Origin of the sequence: Magnetospirillum sp. 15-1, from assembly GCF_900184795.1 — a bacterium.
In the GTDB taxonomy this organism is placed as follows: domain Bacteria; phylum Pseudomonadota; class Alphaproteobacteria; order Rhodospirillales; family Magnetospirillaceae; genus Phaeospirillum.
This window is the reverse complement of the sequence record NZ_FXXN01000016.1, coordinates 56,343-75,030: the sequence shown is the minus strand read 5'-3', so window position 1 is coordinate 75,030 and position 18,688 is coordinate 56,343. Positions and strand designations below refer to the sequence as shown.

The window sequence follows — 18,688 nt, the reverse complement described above, 5'->3', positions numbered from 1 at the left end:
CGGCTCCTATTTCATCTCGATACCGGCCACCAGACCGGCATAGCGGGCGAGAACGCCCAGAAAGCGCAACCGGTCTGGGCCGTTGACCACGCCCCGCCATGCCACGCCGCCGTCTTCGGCGACGAACTGCCAGTCGCCCATGGCGCGCGCGAAGGCGGGCTCGGCCCGGGTCAGGCGCACCAGGCAATCGAGACGCGCCGTCATGTCGACGTCGTCGGCCACCCGGTCGTCCAGCGCCACCTTGCCCTGATCCATCTCCACCACGCGGTTGACCAGCGCCGCCACCTCGTCCAGGCGGTGGCTGGTGATCAGCATGACGGCGTTGTCCTTCCGCTCGTGCAGCAGGTGGAAGAAGATGTGCCGGGCCTCGGGGTCCAGATTGGCGGCGGGCTCGTCCATGATCAGCAGGTCGGAATCGCGGCCCAGCGCGATGCCGATCAGCATCTTCTGCTTCATGCCGCCCGACAGCTTCACGAAGGGCCGCCCGCGCACCATGTCCCAATCCAGGCCCAGCTCACGCACCATGGTGATGATGCGCTCGGGGTCCGAGCCGCAGACGGCGGCCGAGAAGTTGACCAGTTCCCCCACCGGCATCTTGAGCGGCGGCGGAATCTGCGGCACGAAGCCCACATGGGACAACACGGTCTTGCGGTTGCCGCGCGGCGGCACGCCGTTGACGGTGACCGAGCCCTCGTGCAGGTACTCGCCCAGCAGGCAACGGATCAGGGTGGTCTTGCCCGCGCCGTTGGAGCCCACCAGCGCGATCCGCTCGCCCTTGTCGATGGACAGGCTGACGCCGTCCAGCACCCGGTGGCGCTTGAAGGTCTTGGAGACGTTGTCGAAAACGATCATTCCTGCCGCATATCCTCTTTGCCCTCGCCCGCTCCGGCCCAACTCCGGAGCAAGGCATCAACCTACAACAGCTTGCTCAGTCCCTTGATCTCGTATTTCAGAGACCCGGTGGGACAGGCGTCGATGCACAGGCCGCAGCGGGTGCAATCGGCGCCGATGGCGATGTTGACGTCATCGGCATAGGTCTTCTTGGTGCATTCCAGCACATGGGGCACCAGGCAGACCTTGCGGCAGTCCCCCTCGTGCAGGCAGTTCTCCATATTGTAGGTCACCCTGGTGGGCGACACCGCTCCGACGAAGCCGTAGGTCAGGCCGATCGGGCAGATGTAGCGGCACCACATACGGCGGATGAAGATGATCTCGTAGGCCAGCAGACCCAGCACCCAGATCATGGCGAGGCCCGGCCCGTAGATCAGGGCGCGCGACACGATGCCGGTGGGCGAGATGGACTCGAACACCGTATAGCCGCTGACGAAGGCCAGAAGGGCGAAGACCACATAAAGCACGGTCCGCGAGCCGCGATGCAGCGGGTAATCCACCACCATCTTGCGCTTGGCCAGCGCCAGATGGATCTTTTCCGCGATCTCGGCCAGCAGGTGGTAGGGGCAGGTCCACGAGCAGAAGGTACGCCCGCCCAGCAGCCACCACATGAACAGCACCGTGCCGGTGCCGATCACCAGATTGATCAAAATGACCTTGTAGGCCAGCATCACCTGGATGGCCGAGTTCAGGTCGGCGAAGTGAAAGCCGATGACCCGAGACGCGGTCAGCGCCCCTTCCACCAGTTGCACGTCGAAGCGGAACGACAGCACGAAGATCATGTTGACCATGATCAGCGTCGCCCAGCGGATGTTGCGCCACTTGTGGCTGGAGTGCTCGGCGTGGGCGGCCTTGATTTCCTTGGCCCGCTCCGGTCCCTTGACCAGCCGCTTGGCCTCCTGCATGGCCAGGGCCTCGGGAGTGTAGCTGGTGGGCCGCTGGGGCGCGGCGCCCAGCATGATCTTCAGCGAGGTGAGGAGTTTCATCACGCGTCTCCCCACTTGCGCCGGATGTCGACGACGATGGAGGCCGCCTCGGTCGGGCAGATCATCTCGCACATGCCGCAGCCGACGCAGGCCTGATGCACCACGGGAGTGCGGCGCTTGTCGGCGGGGTCATTGCTCACGGGCTCCATGCTGATGGCGTTGGGAACCGGGCATTCGCGGACGCACAGGTCGCAAACCTCCAGGTCGTATTTGTACTCGGCCAGCTTGACCGGCTTCCAGCGGTCGATCTCGGCATAGCGGTGAACGCCCTTGAAGGGAGCCGGTCGGGCCGCCCCCTTGTACCCCTCGCCCTTGCGGGCCAGGCAGGCATTGGGGCGGTCCAGGCGGGCGAGGCCCATGCGGACCTCCTCGCGCTTGCTGATAGTGTGGCTGAGCGCCCCGGTGGGGCAGGCCAGCACGCACTGCACCGCGTCGCACGAGAAATCGCAGGCCTGCTCGCGGGCCGGAATGTAGGGCACGCCCACTCCGAAGCCCTCGTCCAGGTCGCCCAGGCGGATGGCCCTCACCGGGCAAACCTGCACGCACTGGCCGCATTTGATGCAGGCGGCGAGAAACTCGGTCTCGTCGATGGCGCCCGGCGGGCGCAGCCGTGGCGTCCACTTGCGGAGCACGGGAAAGAATCCGAACAGCGACGCCCCGATCACCGCGCCGCCCATGGCGATGGAGCGCATGATCTGACGGCGGGTCTTGTTGTTGGGAAGCGGCGCCGGACCGGCCTTGGGCGGCGCGTTTTGCTCAGTCATCATCCTTGCTCCCGATAGGGCCGCGCTGGGGCTCGAGCGAGCCCCGCCGGCCGGTAGTGGCCCCGCCCGGCCCGCTCACCTTGTCATGGGCGATGGGGGCCTCGCCCGCCGGCTTGGGGCGGTCGGGGTTCTTGCGCAGATCCTCGGTGGCGTCGAGGGTCGATCCGGCCTTGACCTTGGCGTCGGAGGCGACCAGCGGATGCTTGTCCTCCAGCATCAGCACCGGCTCGGAGAACGGCGCCAGACGGTCGAGGAAGTCCAGAACCTCCAGCAGCGGCGTGCCCTTGAAGAAGCGGGTATTGGGCTTGTCCATCCACACCCGGCCGGCGTAGTTGTACAGCCGGTGGGGCTTGTCGCCGATGCCGTCGCCATCGCGGTCGAAGCCCTGGTAATCCTCCCAGCGGTTGGAATCCCAGAGGTTGCGCTTGGCGCTGCCGCCGCCATAGACCGCCACTTCGGTGATGTTGCCGGTGAACAGGTTGCCGGTGAACTCGTTGCCCTTCCAGTCGTTGAGGAAGGCCACGCCCATGTCGTTATAGGCGATGCGATTGGCGCGGATGACATTCTTGGTATCCGGCTCATAGGGCGCCACGTCGATGGAAATACCCTGCGAGCAATAGAGAATGTCGTTGTTCTCGATCACCACGTCGCTGCTTTCCTTCATGGAAATGCAGACGCCGGCCGCCCCGATGGCCTTGGCGATGACGTTGTTCCGCAATTCGTCGCCGGTATCGTACATCATCGATATGCCGGTGGAATTGTCGAAGAAATAGTTGTTCTCCGCGATGTTGTACTGGGCCTGCATCAGGTGCAGGCCATAACGCCCACCGCTCTGCCGGTTGCCGACGAAGCGGTTGTGGGTTGCGTACCAGAAGACGATGTCGCGGCCGCTGGTGAATTCGTTGTCTTCGATCAGGTTATGGTGCGAGTACCACAGCTTGATGCCGTCGCCGCGCCGGCCCAGGCTGATCCTCTTGCCCTCGACCTTGTTGCGCCGGACGGTATTGTACTCGGACTGTTCGAGGCTGAACCCGAACAGCACGTTGTCCATCCGGTTGTCCTCGACCACGTTGTTCTTGCCGCGCACCTGGATGCCGGCATCCTGCTGGGCGTGGTTGGGACCGCTGTTAGTGATGCGGAAGTTGCGCACGATGGCGCCGTCGGTCTTGATCCACAGCACCGAGCCGGTGCCCTCGCCGTCCAGGATCACCTGATTCTTGCCGTCGAAGATGATCGGCTTGCTGATCACCAGATGGGATCGGTAGCGCCCCGGCGGCGGAGTGATGACTTGGCCGGGCTGCGCGATGTCGATCAGCGCCTGCAGCAGGGTGGAATCCAGCAGCGGCTCGCCATCCAACCCCTGGGGTCCCTGAGGGGCGGCCCCGGCGGGGGACAGCCCGGCGGCGAAGACGAGGGCCAATATCGCCAGTTTAGACTTTGAAAAGGTCTTGAACCACACGACCATCAACCTCGTCTCCGCTCCCGCCGGATTGCGAACGGGACTATTCCGACTTGAGCGCCTTGCGCTGCAGCAGCAACGCCAGGATCAGGCACAGCGACCCGGCCATCAGCAGACCGAAGCCGTAATGGGGATACGAGTAGGTGGAGAACTGCGCCACCTTGCCGTCACCGAACACGGTGGGCATGAACGGCTTGACCGAGAAGGCCGCCCAGGCGCGCAGATTATGGCCGAACCACCACAGCCAGGCCGAGTAGTCGACGACGAAGGCCACGGGAATGACGATGCCCGAGAAGGGCAGCACCCACCAGAACGGCCCGGCATAGAACAGGAAGGCCAGAAGCATCACGCCGACCAGGGAAAACAGGTAGGGAGCGGCCTTGATCTCGTACTTGGCGCCGACCTCGATGGGCTCCATGCCGATGAAGTGGTTGATCACATTCATCTCGTGGACGCAGTCCAGGCCGCCTTCCTCGTCGCCCCAGGCGGCTTCCTTGGCGTCCTTGGGCTTCTCCTGGCTGGAGCAGCCGTTGAAGACGCCGTTGACGTGGAAGTGAATACGGATACCGTCGGGGAAGGTCTCGGCCGGATAGTTGGGAGCCTTCAGCGCCACCCACCAGATGGGTGAGAAATACGCGCCGCCGATGAAAAGCATGGCGATCACGGTAAGAATTCGCACGAGCGTCGGCTTGCTCTTGCTGTTATTGGCCATGGAAGTTACCCCGTTGGCTGGTCAGGTGGATCGGAGGGAGGGCGGCGACCGGAAGTTCGGACGCCGCCCCATTATCCACCTTATATCAGAAAAATCTACTGGAAGTCAGGATTTTTCCAGCCCTTGGGCGCAACCTTTTCCTTGGGCGGAACCAGCCGGGAGACGTAGTCGAGAACGGCACGGGTCTCCTGATCGGTGAAGTCGTGAATCTGCTTGACCATATCCGGATTGGCATTGCGGCGCTTGCCGGCCTTGATCTCATTGAACTGGCGCAGCAAATAGGCGTAGTGCTGTGCCTCGATGCGCGGATAGAACTTCTCGTTGTCGCCCTCGCCGGCGGCACCGTGGCAGCGGGTGCAATTGTCGGCGTAAAGCTTCTTGCCCAGCGCCGGGTCCTTGCCATCGCCCTTACCGTTTTCCGGGCTCATTTTCAGGGTCTGGATGTAACCGGCGACATCGGCGACCGCCTGCGGGCCACCGATCTGGCTCGGCAGGGCGAAGGGATACATGGTCGGGTTTTCGCGGTTCAGAGCGCGAATGTCGGCCAGCTGCTTGATGATGACTTTGTAGTGCTGGCCGGCCAGCTGCGGGAAGGTGCCGTCAGGCAGACCCCAGCCTTCCGGCTGATGGCAGGCCGAGCAAACTTCATACACTTCACGGCCGTTCTTGAGGTCGGGCTTAAGGCCGAGAGCCTCGTCCTCTTCGCCACCGCCGGCGTTCCACACATAGCCCTCCTCACCGACCGACTTGCCCTTCTTGGGGGCAGCATGATCGGCCGCATACACCGCTCCGCCAGCGAGCAGGGCAGAAACCGCGGCCAGAGCGGCTAGGCTGTGTTTGAGCTTCAACATCGTTCTATCTCCAGGGTCTAACGTATTTGGTCGGAACCTTAAACGAGGCGTCCGGGCGATCACTTGACTGTGGACAAGTATTCCGCAACCAGAGCCAGTTCGTCGGCGTTCACGAGGTGCATGACCGGCTGCATGGCGCTGGACTTGCCGTTAGTGCGCTTGCCGGCCTGGATGTCACTGGCCTGAGCAATGATATAGGCCTTATCCTGGCCGGCGATGGCGGGATAGCCGGGCAGCGGCTTCTTGCCTTCCTTGCCGTGGCAGGCCACGCAGGTCTTGGTCAGGAACAGGGTCTTGCCCGGATGGGGAGCGCCGGCGGCGGCGGCGGCGGCGGCCGGAGCCTCCTTCAGGCTGGCCAGGTAATCGGCGATGGCCTTGGCGTCGGCCTCGGACAGGTCTTCCACGATGGGCTTCATGGAATCAACGCTCTGGCCGTTGGTGCGGGCACCGGCCTTGATGTCCTTGATCTGGTTGACGATGTAGTCGGAGGCCAGTCCGGCCAGCTTGGGGAAGCCTTCCTGCAGCGGGGTCTTGGCGTCCTCGCCATGGCAGGCGACGCAGCCCTTGTCGGCGTAGAGCGCCTTGCCATCGGCGGCAAGGGCCGGCGCCAGGGAAACGGCGCCGAAGGCCGCGGTCAGGGCCATGACGGGGAGTTGCCGCTTGATGGTCTTGAACATGTCTGATCCTCTCCAGGCTCGCTTAAGACCGAGAGCAAGGCCGGGCCAGCCCTCGTGTCCGGATAATTTCGACGGAAACTACCCGTGGGGTACAGACGCCCCCATGACTTTGGTTAAGTCTTGGATTTTTCCAAGGGCCGAGCCGACTAAAGTCAGGCCGCCCCCTCAAAAAGAACCGGCGGAGCGGGCAAGCCCACCCCGCCGGGTTTCTGGCGGAACCGGGGTGGGAATAATCCCACCCCGATCTTACCGTGTACGCCTTACTTGGCCGGAGCGGCCTCCACCTTCTTGGCGCCGTTCTGCTCCAGGAAGGTCTTGGCACGCAGGCCGATATCGGCGGCCTTGACCTGATACTGGAACCACTGCTCGGCCCACAGGAAGGCGCTGTTGTAGTCGCCCTTGGCGGCGAACTCTTCAGACTTCTTCTTGTTCTGCTCGGCGTAGCCCAGCTGCTCGGTGGCGTCTTCGACCATGGCGACCACCTGCGGGAAGTCCTTGAAGTTCACGCTGGTGATGTAGCCGACGACGCTGTTGATGACGGCCTGGGTATCGACATTGGCCTTCACGCGGGCGTCGTAGTCCTTCTGGCCGTAAACCTGGCCTTCCTTGCCCTTGGCACCCGAAGCCTTGTAGTTGGCGGGCTGAACCAGCAGGTAGCCTTCCATCTCAAGGTGCAGCGCCGAGCAGAACTCGGTGCAGTAGTACGGGAACACGCCGGCCTTGTTGGCCTTGACGGTCAGCGAGGCGGTCTTGCCCGGCTCGATGGACAGGTTGCCGTTGTGCTTGGAGATGGCGAAACCATGGGTCTCGTCCTGGGCACGCTCGAGGTTGGTCAGGTGGACGGTGATTTCGTCACCCTCGTTCGCCTCGATGATTTCCGGCGTGATGTGCGAGCGGATCACGGTGCCGAACACTTCGACCTTACCCGGCTTCTTCTCGATACGCTCCTGGCCGGGGCGGACCGCGAACGGCGACTTCTTCTCGGTGCGAGAGTCGGTGCCGAACGGATAGCGGACGTTGGTCTTCAGCTTGTCGAGCGAGATCGACACGGCATAGTGGGGCTCGCCCAACGGCAGCGGCATATCGTACAGCAGCTGCATCTTGTCGCCGGAGATATCGATCAGCTGGTGGTTCTGCGGATGCAGCGGACCCACCGGAGCGAAACGATCGATGGCCAGCTTGTTCAGGGCGATCAGGTACTTGCCCTTCGGCTTGGCGGTATCGCCTTCCATGGCCATCAGATGGCCGATGTTGTAGTGCACCGACAGCTTGTCGAGCACCTTGCCCTCACAGTAGTCCCACTTGGCGACCATGGAGTCCACGTACAGCGAGGTGTACGCGACGCAGGGCTTGGAGTCGTACTGGGTGTGGAGCGGGCCGAGGCCCAGCGCCACCTGATTGTGGGCAACGGTCTCCAGCGCGATGATCGGAATGCCGTACTCGTCCTTGCCGGCGAAGGTCTTGGCGGCAATGGCGGCTTCGATCTTGGCGATGTCGTAGACGGTGGTGTGGCTGTCCAGCTTGCCGGACACGATCACGAACTTGCCGTCCGGGCTGACGTCGACGCCGTGCGGGCTCTTGGGCTCGGGGACGAGCACCAGGATGCCTTCCTTGACCGCGGTATCGATGCTCAGGACGTTGTGGCCGTTGATCTTCTTGGCCTTGCCGGCCTTGACCAGCTCGGCGGCCTTCTTCCAGTTGATCACGTGCAGGTAGTCGTGATCCTTGGCCGAGCAGCCCGCTTCGAAGGGCGGACGGCCGCGCTCGATGCCGCCGACATAACGCTCGGTGCAGAAGGAGTTGACGAACGACCAGCCATCCGACGGACCCTTGCCGAAATCGGACAGATCCTGGCTGTAGGGCGGCAGTTCGAGGGAGAACGAGTTCTCGGGCTCGATGCGGCCGGCTTCGCGGTTGAACTTCCAGTAGGTCAGCGCGCCACGATACTTCTCGTTGAACTGCTCCAGGGGAGCGAATTCACCGCCGAGGGGAGCCGCGTACTGGGCCGCTTCCTGGATGTAGTCGGTGTTCGGGCTGACGAAGGCGCCACCGTGCTCGGACTGCAGGATCGGGTTCTGAACGATCTGCTTGGTCTCGAAGTCGCGCAGATCGATCACCGCGATACGGGGCGTGTTCTTGTCGTTGATGAACAGCCACTGACCGTCGCTCTCGCCGTTGGTCTCGGACAGCGCCGGGTGGTGGGTATCGCCCCACAGCACCTGACGGCCCTGAACCTCGGAGCCCTGCTTCAGCACGTTCTTCGACTCGTCGTCGTAGCCATAGCCCTGCCAGGGCTCGGGGGTGAACACGCCGATGTACTTCAGGATGCGCATGGAGGGCACGCCGTACGTGATCACCTGACCACTCTGGCCGCCCGAGCTGAACACCATGAACTCGTCAAGCTTACCGGTCGGATTGTAGGTCTTGGCCGCGGCCATCAGGTCATTTTCGGTCAGACCACGGCGCTTCATCACATCCTGCAGCGACTCAGCCGAAGCTGCGCTGGCCACAAGGGCGCCAAAGCTGACAGTAGCGAGCAGAGTCGCCAATTTGCGGCTTCTGTGCATCTTCCCCACCTTTTGAATTGTTGAAACTAAACAAATGATACCCAACCTTCGCCGGAGACGATGGGACCGGGCCGATGCAAAAGCCTTAACTTTCGTCAAGAAAGCCTGTGTAAATTCCGTGCGCCTACCGCATGGCCGCCGGGCTATGATCACGCTTCCCAAATGCCGCGATGAGCGTCATCAAGGGTCGTCACGAGGATAAGGAATCGACGGAAATGCGGCGGTTTTTGCTGATACTTCTCATGTGCATGGCGGTGGTTCCGGCGGCGCACGCCCAGGACGACACCACGGTCTCGGGACGCTTTCTGCTCACCGACATGCATGGCCGGCCAGTCACCGACGAGACATATCGGGGCAAGATCCGCCTGGTCACCTTCGGCTACACCTTCTGCCCGGACATCTGCCCCACCATCCTCAACACCCTGTCGGTGGCGCTGGAGCAACTGGGACCCGACCGGGCCAAGGTGGCGACGCTGTTCATCTCGGTGGACCCCGAGCGCGACACGCCGGCCCACCTCAAGGAATACCTGAACGCCTTTCCGGACATCACCGGCCTGACGGGAACCCCCGAGCAGGTGGCCGCCGCCGCCCGCAACTTCAAGGTCCGCTACGAGCGCCAGCAGCCCGATGGCGACGACCCCAAGGTCTATGCCGTCGACCACACCGCCGCCCTGTTCATCATGGATCGCGAGGGCAATTTCCTGGCGCGCATGCCGCATATGTCGGCTCCCGACCGGGTGGCCGACCGGGTGCGCTCCTATCTCGCCCCCCGCAAGGCGGAGGACTAGGCATGAAGCGCCGCGCCTTCATCCTGAGCGCCGCCGCCCTGGCCGCCTTTCCCGCCGCCGCCGCCAAGGGGCAGCGCGGCCTGATCATTCACGACCAGCCCCGGCCGGTGGCCGCCATCGACATCCGCGACGCCGAGTCCAGGGCCGCCGGGCTGGACACCTTGAAGGGCAAGCCGGTCCTGCTCAATCTGTGGGCCAGCTGGTGCATGCCCTGCGTCGCCGAACTGCCCGCCCTGGACAGGCTCAAACCCGCTCTCGACGCCAAGGGCGTGGTCCTGGTCGCCCTGTCGCTCGACCGCAGCGGCAAGGTGGCGGTCGCCAACACCTTCGCCCGCTTGGGCATCAAGAATCTGGATATCCGCACCGACGAGAATCGCGTGGCGGCGGAGAAGCTGGACGCCCCCGCCTTGCCGGTGACCTTGCTGATCGACCGCGAGGGCCGCGAAATCGCCCGCTTCATCGGGGCCGCCGAGTGGGACGGCCCGCCGGCCGCCCGCCTGCTGGACGCCCTGGCGGCGGGAAACCCGCTCACCCCGGACATGGCGCCGCCCCCGGTCAGAATGGGCGCGGCCCCGTAAGGCAAACGCGGAATTCTGGCGGCTCGACGCGTCGAGCCGCCTGGGGGAAGTCCCTATTTGTGGCCGTGGTGCATCATGCCGCCCGGCATGGCGGCACCGGGAGCCCCTCCACCGGGAACCATGGCACCAGGAGCCATGGCGCCGGGCGCCAGGACCGGCACCTGAACCACCACCGCGCCGGCCTTCTCGAACTTGAGAGTGAGCTGCACCGTGGCGCCTTCCTTCATGGGAGCGTTGAGGCCGATGAACATGATGTGGTCGCCGCCCGGCTTCATCTCGGCCGTGCCGTGCTCGGGCACCACCAGGGACTCGACCTTGCGCATGCGGTAGATGTCGCCGTCCTTCACATGGGTGTGCAGCTCGACGCTCTTGGAAATGCCGGCTTCCGCCGCCAACAGGCGGTCGGCGGCACCATGATTGTTGATGGTCATGAAGGCGGCTCCGGTGCCGCCGGCCATGGGAGCGGCCCGCATGAACGGGTTGGCCACCTCGATATCGGCGGCGGCCGCCTGACCGGCGACGGACAGACCCAGCAGCAGGGCGGCGGCAATGGCAAAGGACTTCATGGACGAAACTCCGGACAGTAATCGAGCGTAGCCGCCCCCGGATGCCGGGGTGGCGAAAAATGAACATAGGACATTGCTGGAGCGGAGGAAAGGCGGCGTCAGGCCGCGACGGCCGGGGGACCGCGGGCGAAATGGTGGTGGGATGCCTGCCCGTCGATGTGTGACGACGCGGTCGCGGCGATGCGAAGCCCTGCCGTACCTGCGGTGGGTACTTTGAAGGTTGGGGACGGCAATGCCCCTTTCGCCGACGACGCGGCCTGGCACACCAGACAGCATCCGTGGCTTTCCGACTGCTCGTCGTCACTCAGGGGAGATGGAACCGCCGTACGCTCGGTTCCGCCCGCGAGTGACGCGTGGCAGATGCCGGTCCGCGCGGCCAGCGTCACCAGAAGGGTATCCCCCCTGAACGCCAGATCGAGACCGGGAAGCAGACCCTGGAAGACGAAGCCCGCCGCCACCAACGCCACCGCCAGCAGCCGCGCCATGGGGCGACGGCCGATACGGCGGATGGATAGGGCGGCGCGGGCAGAGCGCAAAGCGATCCTCCTTGGGGTCCGATACAGGAACGCACGCCCGGCGGCGGCGAACATTGACGCAGATCAAGTGTGGAGAAAAGGTAAGGATCAGTGGCGGGCCGCCATGGCGGGACGGTGCCCGCCAAGCCGGGCCTGGGCCGCCCGGACATAGGGGGCCAGCCTGGAATCCTCGCCCAGGATGTGGGCCATCACCCACTTGTCCATCAGGGCGCGCATGGCCAGGATGAAGCCCTCGTGCCCACCCTTGCCCAACAGCGGCAACAACAGTACATGACGGAGCGCCGCCCCCATTTCCGCATGCAGCCTCTTATGCCGAGCCAGATCAGGATAGCCGCACAGGGCCATGAACTGTTCCTCGCGATCGAAATGCCCGCTGGCCTCGGCCATCAGCCGGGAGGCCGCCGCCTTGGCCGCCTCCAGGGTCCGGCTGGCTTCCAGTTCACGCCACGCGGCGATCATGCGATCATGGTCGTCGTCGAGGACCGGATGTCCGATGCTGTAACTGGCGGCCATACCCACCTCCACGGAAGTACAAGAGAATCATCTTGCAAATACCGCGAGCGAACAAACGCCAGTCTGTAACGCTTTCCTGTCGTTTCATGACGGTTTGGCGTCAAACGCGAACCGAACGGCGTAGAAGAATTCGTCAAACACACCGAAAGTTATAGCCCATGTCTTCATATGCCTTCTTTTCCTCCATGCTCCGCTTCGTCGCGGCCAAGACCGAGGCCGCCGCGCCCGCCGCCTTGGACGCGCGAACCGTGGACATGATGGCCGTACTGCGCCGCATCGCCGATACGGTGGAGAGGGAACCGGATTTCCAGGTGCCCGGCGATGGCCTGGAACTGAGCGCACGCGCCTTGGCCGGCTTTGCCGCCTTCTTGCAGAAAAGCATCCTTCCCGAGGCGGTGGCCCATGGCAATCAGGCGGGCGAGACCCAGGTGCGCTGGGCGGTGGACTCCGCCATGGATGCCGTCAACACCCTGCTGTCGCGGGCGGCGCTGCAGGAAGGCCAGCCGGTGCGCGTCACCCTGCCCCCGCCTCCGCCGAATACGTAATTTACCTTACACTTGCCCACCGGGCACCGGGCGTGGTTCACTACCTATTCATATAATCGGACGTTTCGCGGAGCGGATGAAGGCATGCTGACCAGGGATGTTGCGGCGGGCGAGGAGATCTTCCGCCAGGGCGATGCCGCCGACATGGCCTATCTGATCGAGTCGGGCACCATCGAAATCCGGCACGATGCCGACGGCCAGTGTGAAAGCCGCCGTCTTGCCCGGCTGGGACCGGGCGAGGTGTTCGGTGAATTGGGCGTCATCGACGGCGAGCCGCGCTCGACCACCGCCATGGCCGAGACGCCGGCCCGGCTGGTAATGGTGCGGGCCGAGAAGATCCAGCAATCCATCGCCCGTTCCGATCCCTTCTTCGCCGAGTTGATGCGCAAGCTGGTCGGCCGCCTGCGGAAGACGCGCGCCATGGCCGATTCCGAGGTGATGGCCGCCCTGCAAAGTTCGGATTTCGGCCCCGGCTTCGAGGAGGTACTGCGCGAGCGCGACATCGCCGAAGGCATCATCCGCGGCGAGATCGAGCCGTTCCTCCAACCCATCGTCGACCTGCGGACCGGCGCCATCAAGGGGTACGAATCCCTGGCGCGCTGGCGGTCCGAGAAATTCGGTCTGCTGACGCCCTGCGACTTCCTGCCGCTGGCCCGCCGCACCGGCCTGATCCGCCGCATCGATCTGACCATGGCCGACCGGGCGCTGAACATCTGCGCCGGCTTCGGACGCGACGAGAATGCGCCCTTCGTGGCCATCAACATCTCGGCCTGGCACCTGCGCGACCGCACCCTGGTGGACACCCTGAAGCGCATGCTGGCCCAGCACCGGCTGCCGCCGCGCCGCATCTGCGTCGAGATCACCGAGACCATGCTGATCGACGAGACCTCGGACGCCGATTCCATGCTGGCCGAACTGCGCGATTGCGGCATCCGCATCGCGCTGGATGATTTCGGCACCGGCTTCTCGCCACTGGCCTTCCTTTACCGCCTGCCCATCGACATCCTGAAGATCGACGGCAGCATGGTGGAAGGCGTCGAGTCCTCGGCCCGCCAGCGCGGCGTGCTGGAGGGCTTGCGGGAATTATGCGGCCGCCTGGGCATCGAGATCATCGTCGAGGGCATCGAGACCGGGGAGACCACCGGCATCCTGCTGGAACTGGGCTTCACCCTGGGGCAAGGCACCCGCTTCGCCGCTCCCCGGGCGGTGGACGAAGCCCTGAGAAAGAGCGCCTCATGAGCGGTCAGTCCGACGCCGCCACCCAGGCCCATGTCCAGACCGAGCGGGTCTTCGCCAGTCTGGCCGCCTATCAGCACGCGCTGACCAGCCACGTGGACTGGCTGCAGGCCTGGTACAGTTCGGTCCTCAACTGGGACGACCATGCCCGGCCCAACCCGGCCGCCGACCATTGCCGCTTCACCGCATGGTACGACGGCGCCGGCCAGTCGGTGCTGGCCGCCTATCCCGCCTTCGCCGAACTGGGCCAGCTTCACCGCGACATCCATTTCAAGGCGGAACAGGTCACCGAGCGGGCGGCGGGCGGCCACACCGTCACCACCTCGGATTACGAGTCCATGATGGCCCTGGTCCTGGCCTTCAGCACCACCGCCCAGGGGCTGGAGCGCGACGCATGGCGCACCCTGGCCACGGTGGACGCCCTGACCGGCCTGGGCAACCGCCAGACCATGATGGGCCACCTGATCGCCGAGCGCGACCGCTCCATCCGCCTCAAGCAGCCCTGCTGCGTCGGCATGGCCGATATCGACCATTTCAAGCGGGTCAACGACACCTTCGGGCACTCGGTGGGCGACCGGGTGCTCCGCGCGGTGGCGGAAGTCCTGCGCAATACCGTGCGGCCCTACGACGTGCTGTACCGCTATGGCGGCGAGGAATTCCTGGTCTGCCTGCCGGCCGCCACCCAGGAAGCGGGGGTCCAGGTGCTCGAGCGCATGCGCGTCGCCATCGCCGCTCTGCGCCTGACCACCGCCTCGGGCCAGTCCATTCCCGTCACCGCCACTTTCGGCCTGGCGGAACTGTCCGCCGACCTGTCGGTAGAGGAATCCCTCGACCGCGCCGATACCGCGCTTTACGACGGCAAGCGCGGCGGCCGCAACCGGGTTACAACCTGGAGCGGTGGCGGCGAGGACTGAAACCTTCCGCGGCCGCCGGTCCAAAGACCTATTAGGGGCTGGTACGGAAGCCGAAATCGATTATCATTTCCCCAAAAAAGATAATCGCCCCGGGAGGCAGACGGAATGAAGGCAGAGGGCCACCAGGGCGCTCCGTCCGGTCATGGCATCGACATGACGATGATGCAGGGTGTGCTCGATCACCTCGATCAGGGCATCTCGGTGTTTTCCGTCGACCTGCGCCTGATGCTGTGGAACCGCCGGTTCACGGAGTTGCACGAATTCCCCGACGGTTTTCTCCACAACGGCCTGGAATTCGCCGACATCATCCGCTTCAACGCCCGGCGCGGCGAATACGGCGATTGCGACGTCGAGGCCTATGTCCGCGCCCGGGTGGATTCGGCGCTGGAATTCCAGCCCCACCGCCTGGAGCGCATGCGGCCCAACGGCACCATCCTGGAGATCATCGGCAACCCGCTGCCCGGCGGCGGCTTCGTCACCACCTACAGCGACGTCACGGTCAGCCGTCAGATCGCCGAGAATTTGCGCGATTCCAACGACCGTCTCGACCAGATGGTCGAGCGCCGCACCCAGGCGCTGCGCGAGAGCGAGGAGCGCCACCGCGCCTATGGCGAATTCCTGGAAGCCACCGTCCAGCACATGCCGCAGGGCGTCTGCCTGTTCGACAGCAACCTGGATCTGGTGGTGGCCAACAAGGTGTTCTTCGAGCTGACCCAGGTTCCCATCAGCCTCAACGTCAAGGGCATCAATTTCCACGAGTTCATGCTCTATAACGCCCAGCGTGGCGAATATGGCCCCGGCGACCCCGCCGAACTGGCCCGCCAGCGGGTCGAGAAGGCCCGCAAGATGGAACCCCACGCCTTCGACCGCACCCGGCCCGACGGCACGGTCATCGAGGTGCGCGGCAATCCCATCCCCGGCCGCGGCTTCATCAGCACCTTCACCGACATCACGGCGCGCGCCAAGGCGGAGGAATCGCTCCGTGAAGCCGCCACCATGGCCCGCGCCATGCTGGATGCTCCGGGGCTGCTCGTGCTGCTGATCGGCATGGACGGCGCCATCGTCGACCTGAACGAAGAAGCGGCGCGCGGTCTGGGGGCCACCAAGGACGAGATGATCGGCACCAACATCTTCGCGGCCATGCCGCCCCAGGTGGCCGAGCGCCGCTTCGCCCACGCCCAGCAGGCGGTATTCGAGGGACATGCCGTCTATTTCGAGGACGAACGCGACGGCCGCTGGTTCGAGACCACCATGACCCCCTACCCCATCGACCAGGACGGCATCGCCCGGGTGATGGTGATCTCCCACGACGTCACCCATCGCCATCAGGCAGAGCAGCGGCTGCGCGAGGCCACCGCCATGGCCCAGGCCGCCAACCGGACCAAGACCGACTTCCTGGCCGCCATGAGCCACGAGTTGCGCACCCCCCTCAACGCCATCCTGGGGTTCTCGGAAATCATCTCGCGCGAGATGTTCGGGCCGGTGGGCGAGCGCTACCGCGCCTACGGCCAGGACATCAACTCGGCCGGGCAGCACCTGCTGGCCATGATCAACGACATCCTGGACATCTCGCGCATCGAAATCGGCGCCTTCACCTTGTGCATCGAGCAAACCAGTCCGCACGAACTGGCGGATTCCTGCCTGCGCCTGGTGAGCACCCGCGCCGAGGCGGGAGGTATCCGGCTGGCCGAGGAGGTTCCCGAGTCCCTGCCCGCCATGCTGATCGATTCCCGGCGCACCAAGCAGATTCTCATCAACCTGCTGGGCAACGCCGTGAAGTTCACGCCGCCGGGCGGCAGCGTCACCCTGCGGGGCGAGCGCCAGTCTGCGGGCGGCATCGCCTTCCACGTGATCGACAGCGGCATCGGCATGAGCGAGGCGGACATCGCCATAGCGCTGTCGCCCTTCGGTCAGGTGGATACCGGGCTGGACCGCCGCTTCGAAGGCGCCGGGCTGGGCCTGCCGCTGGCCAAGTCCCTGGCCGAGTTGCACGGCGGCAGTCTGGATATCCACTCCAGGCCCGGCAAGGGCACCACGGTCAGCGTCTATTTCCCCGCATCGTGCATCGCGCCTTAGGTTTGCCCCTCGCCGGGCCCGGCCCTTCGGCCGCTTGGCCGCCGCCTCAATGGCGGCGGGTCGCGGCGCGCGCCGGACTTGGCGCATGCCGCTCCGGGTTTTGACGAGGAAGCCGGCGCGACTCCGCCGCGCGGCACCAGCTGGTGCTGGCCCGGTCCGATCAGGTCGGCCCGGCCCATCTTCTGAAGGGCTTCCCGCAAAATCGGCCAGTTCTCTGGATCGTGCCAGCGCAGGAAGGCCTTGTGCAGGCGCCGCTGACGCAGGCCCTTGGCGGTGAACACCTCCTCGCCCGCCCGGCGTACCGGCCGGATGGGGTCGCGCCCGCTGTGGTACATGGCGGTGGCGAGCGACATGGGGGTGGGCAGGAAGGTCTGCACCTGATCCAGGCGGAAGCCGTTCTTTTTCAGCCACAGGGCCAGGTTCAGCATATCCCGGTCGGTGGTGCCGGGATGGGCGGCGATGAAATAGGGAATGAGGTAGAGCTTCTTGCCCGCCTTGGCCGCCGCCTTCTCGAACATCTCCTTGAAGCGCTCGTAGCTGCCGATGCCCGGCTTCATCATCTTGGCGAGCGGCCCGTCCTCGGTGTGCTCGGGGGCGATTTTCAGGTAGCCGCCCACATGATGGCGCACCAGTTCGTCCACATAGGCCGGGCTGGTCACCGCCAGATCGTAGCGCACGCCCGAGCCGATGCTGACCCGCTTCACACCCTTGACCCCGCGCGCCGCACGGTAAAGGCGGATCAGCGGATCATGGTCGGTTCCCAAGGTCTTGCAGATATCGGGATAGACGCAGGACAGCCGTCGGCAGACCTTCTGCACCTCGGGCTCGCGGCAGCCCAGGCGCCACATATTGGCGGTAGGGCCGCCCAAATCCGAAATAGTGCCGGTGAAGCCCTTGGTCTTGTCGCGGATTTCCTCGATCTCGTGGATGATCGAGGCCTCCGAGCGGCTTTGGATGATACGGCCCTCGTGCTCGGTGATGGAGCAGAAGGAACAGCCGCCGAAACAGCCGCGCACGATGTTGATGGAAAAGCGGATCATCTCCCAGGCGGGAATCTTGGCGTCGCCGTAGGAAGGATGCGGCCCCCGCGCATAGGGAAGGTCGTAGACCCCGTCCAGTTCGGGGGTGGACAGCGGCACCGGCGGCTGGGAGACCCACAATTCCTTGTCGCCGTGGCGCTGGACCAGGGGGCGGGCGTTGAGCGGGTTGCTTTCCTGATGCAGCACCCGCGAGGCCTGGGCGTAGAGCACCTGATCGTCCCGAACCTGCTCGAAGGACGGCAGGCGCACCACCACCCGCTCGCCCTTGACCACCGGCTGGGCAGCATCGATGTCGGAGGCGTCCACCACCTGCCAGTCCGCGGGGACCGTGTCGCGCACCAAGACGGTCCCCCGGATGTCGTGCATGGATTTGGGCGCCTCGCCCGCCGCCGCCCGCCGGGCGATATCGACGATGGCCCGCTCGGCGTTACCGAACACCAGAAGGTCGGCCTTGGCGTCCATCAGCACCGAGCGGCGCAGCTTTTCCGACCAGATATCGAAATGGGCGATGCGGCGAAGGCTGGCCTCGATGCCGCCGATCACCACGGGAACGTCCTTGAAGGCCTCGCGGCAGCGTTGGGCGTAGACGATGACGGCGCGGTCGGGCCGCCTGCCTCCCTCACCGCCCGGCGTGTAGTTGTCGTCGCTGCGCAGCCGGCGGTCCGAGGTATAGCGGTTGACCATGGAATCCATGTTGCCCGCCGTCACCCCGAAGAACAGGCGGGGACGGCCCAGCGCCCGGAACGGCTCCGGCCCGCTCCAGTCCGGCTGGGAGATGATACCGACCCGGAAGCCCTGGGATTCCAGCAGCCGGCCGACGATGGCCATGCCGAAGCTGGGGTGGTCCACATAGGCGTCGCCGGTGACCAGCACCACGTCACAGCAATCCCAGCCGAGCACATCCATCTCGGCCCGGCTCATGGGCAGGAAAGGCGCCGCCGGGCGGCGGGGAAAGGAAAGGGGGGTCGGCTGGTCCATGACTCTTCCGC

At 65.1% G+C, this 18,688-nt stretch carries 18 protein-coding genes; 6 read left to right on the top strand and 12 right to left on the bottom strand.

Features of this window, described 5'->3' with window-relative positions:
* Positions 1-6: 6 nt before the first annotated feature.
* The 8 genes from CP958_RS03240 to nosZ all read right to left on the bottom strand — a co-directional run bounded on the left by CP958_RS03240 (position 7) and on the right by nosZ (position 8,811).
* Positions 7-852, bottom strand: coding sequence for an ABC transporter ATP-binding protein (locus CP958_RS03240; RefSeq protein WP_096700569.1), 846 nt, complete (start codon positions 850-852; stop codon positions 7-9).
* Between the two features lie 62 nt (positions 853-914).
* Positions 915-1,877, bottom strand: a complete 963-nt coding sequence (locus tag CP958_RS03235; protein WP_096700568.1) for a NapH/MauN family ferredoxin-type protein — start codon at positions 1,875-1,877, stop codon at positions 915-917.
* Positions 1,877-2,644 carry a 4Fe-4S dicluster domain-containing protein gene (locus CP958_RS03230; RefSeq protein WP_242442717.1) on the bottom strand — a complete coding sequence of 256 codons (768 nt, stop codon included), beginning with the start codon at positions 2,642-2,644 and terminating at the stop codon, positions 1,877-1,879. The genes CP958_RS03235 and CP958_RS03230 overlap by 1 nt, the downstream gene beginning before the upstream one ends.
* Positions 2,634-4,106, bottom strand: coding sequence for a nitrous oxide reductase family maturation protein NosD (gene nosD, locus CP958_RS03225; protein ID WP_096700566.1), 1,473 nt, complete (start codon positions 4,104-4,106; stop codon positions 2,634-2,636). Before nosD ends, CP958_RS03230 begins: the two co-directional genes overlap by 11 nt.
* Positions 4,107-4,143: 37 nt before the next feature.
* On the bottom strand, positions 4,144-4,812 hold the full coding sequence (locus CP958_RS03220) for a hypothetical protein (protein WP_096700565.1): 669 nt from the start codon (positions 4,810-4,812) through the stop codon (positions 4,144-4,146).
* 95 nt (positions 4,813-4,907) lie between these two features.
* Positions 4,908-5,663, bottom strand: coding sequence for a c-type cytochrome (locus tag CP958_RS03215; protein WP_096700564.1), 756 nt, complete (start codon positions 5,661-5,663; stop codon positions 4,908-4,910).
* A gap of 59 nt (positions 5,664-5,722) precedes the next feature.
* On the bottom strand, positions 5,723-6,340 hold the full coding sequence (locus CP958_RS03210) for a c-type cytochrome (protein ID WP_096700563.1): 618 nt from the start codon (positions 6,338-6,340) through the stop codon (positions 5,723-5,725).
* Between the two features lie 260 nt (positions 6,341-6,600).
* Positions 6,601-8,811 (bottom strand): Sec-dependent nitrous-oxide reductase, encoded by a 2,211-nt coding sequence (gene nosZ / locus CP958_RS03205; RefSeq protein ID WP_242442716.1) that lies wholly within the window; start codon positions 8,809-8,811, stop codon positions 6,601-6,603.
* A gap of 323 nt (positions 8,812-9,134) precedes the next feature.
* Here nosZ and CP958_RS03200 point away from each other — a divergent pair, with 323 nt between their 5' ends.
* Positions 9,135-9,695, top strand: coding sequence for an SCO family protein (locus CP958_RS03200; RefSeq protein WP_242442715.1), 561 nt, complete (start codon positions 9,135-9,137; stop codon positions 9,693-9,695).
* Positions 9,696-9,697: 2 nt separating this feature from the next.
* Entirely contained in the window at positions 9,698-10,273 is a 576-nt protein-coding gene (locus CP958_RS03195; protein ID WP_096700560.1) for a TlpA disulfide reductase family protein, read from the top strand.
* A gap of 53 nt (positions 10,274-10,326) precedes the next feature.
* Here the strand turns inward: CP958_RS03195 and CP958_RS03190 are convergent, their stop codons facing one another.
* From CP958_RS03190 to CP958_RS03180, 3 genes are all read right to left on the bottom strand, one after another.
* A complete protein-coding gene (locus CP958_RS03190; protein WP_096700559.1) occupies positions 10,327-10,839 on the bottom strand; it encodes a copper chaperone PCu(A)C in 513 nt (170 codons plus the stop codon).
* Between the two features lie 98 nt (positions 10,840-10,937).
* Positions 10,938-11,429 (bottom strand): hypothetical protein, encoded by a 492-nt coding sequence (locus CP958_RS03185; RefSeq protein WP_096700558.1) that lies wholly within the window; start codon positions 11,427-11,429, stop codon positions 10,938-10,940.
* A 33-nt stretch (positions 11,430-11,462) separates the two neighbouring features.
* On the bottom strand, positions 11,463-11,888 hold the full coding sequence (locus tag CP958_RS03180; RefSeq protein WP_096700557.1) for a hemerythrin family protein: 426 nt from the start codon (positions 11,886-11,888) through the stop codon (positions 11,463-11,465).
* Positions 11,889-12,046: 158 nt separating this feature from the next.
* Between CP958_RS03180 and CP958_RS03175 the strand changes: the two genes are divergently transcribed.
* From CP958_RS03175 to CP958_RS03160, 4 genes are all read left to right on the top strand, one after another.
* Positions 12,047-12,433 (top strand): hypothetical protein, encoded by a 387-nt coding sequence (locus tag CP958_RS03175; protein WP_096700556.1) that lies wholly within the window; start codon positions 12,047-12,049, stop codon positions 12,431-12,433.
* Positions 12,434-12,517: 84 nt separating this feature from the next.
* On the top strand, positions 12,518-13,672 hold the full coding sequence (locus tag CP958_RS03170) for an EAL domain-containing protein (RefSeq protein ID WP_096700555.1): 1,155 nt from the start codon (positions 12,518-12,520) through the stop codon (positions 13,670-13,672).
* Positions 13,669-14,583, top strand: coding sequence for a diguanylate cyclase (locus tag CP958_RS03165; RefSeq protein ID WP_096700554.1), 915 nt, complete (start codon positions 13,669-13,671; stop codon positions 14,581-14,583). The genes CP958_RS03170 and CP958_RS03165 overlap by 4 nt, the downstream gene beginning before the upstream one ends.
* Before the next feature lie 105 nt (positions 14,584-14,688).
* Positions 14,689-16,659 (top strand): PAS-domain containing protein, encoded by a 1,971-nt coding sequence (locus tag CP958_RS03160; RefSeq protein ID WP_096700553.1) that lies wholly within the window; start codon positions 14,689-14,691, stop codon positions 16,657-16,659.
* Here CP958_RS03160 and CP958_RS03155 read toward each other — a convergent pair.
* Complete coding sequence (locus tag CP958_RS03155) at positions 16,656-18,677, bottom strand: YgiQ family radical SAM protein (protein WP_096700552.1); 2,022 nt, start codon at positions 18,675-18,677, stop codon at positions 16,656-16,658. The two genes, CP958_RS03160 and CP958_RS03155, sit on opposite strands and share 4 nt — an antisense overlap.
* Between the last annotated feature and the right edge of the window lie 11 nt (positions 18,678-18,688).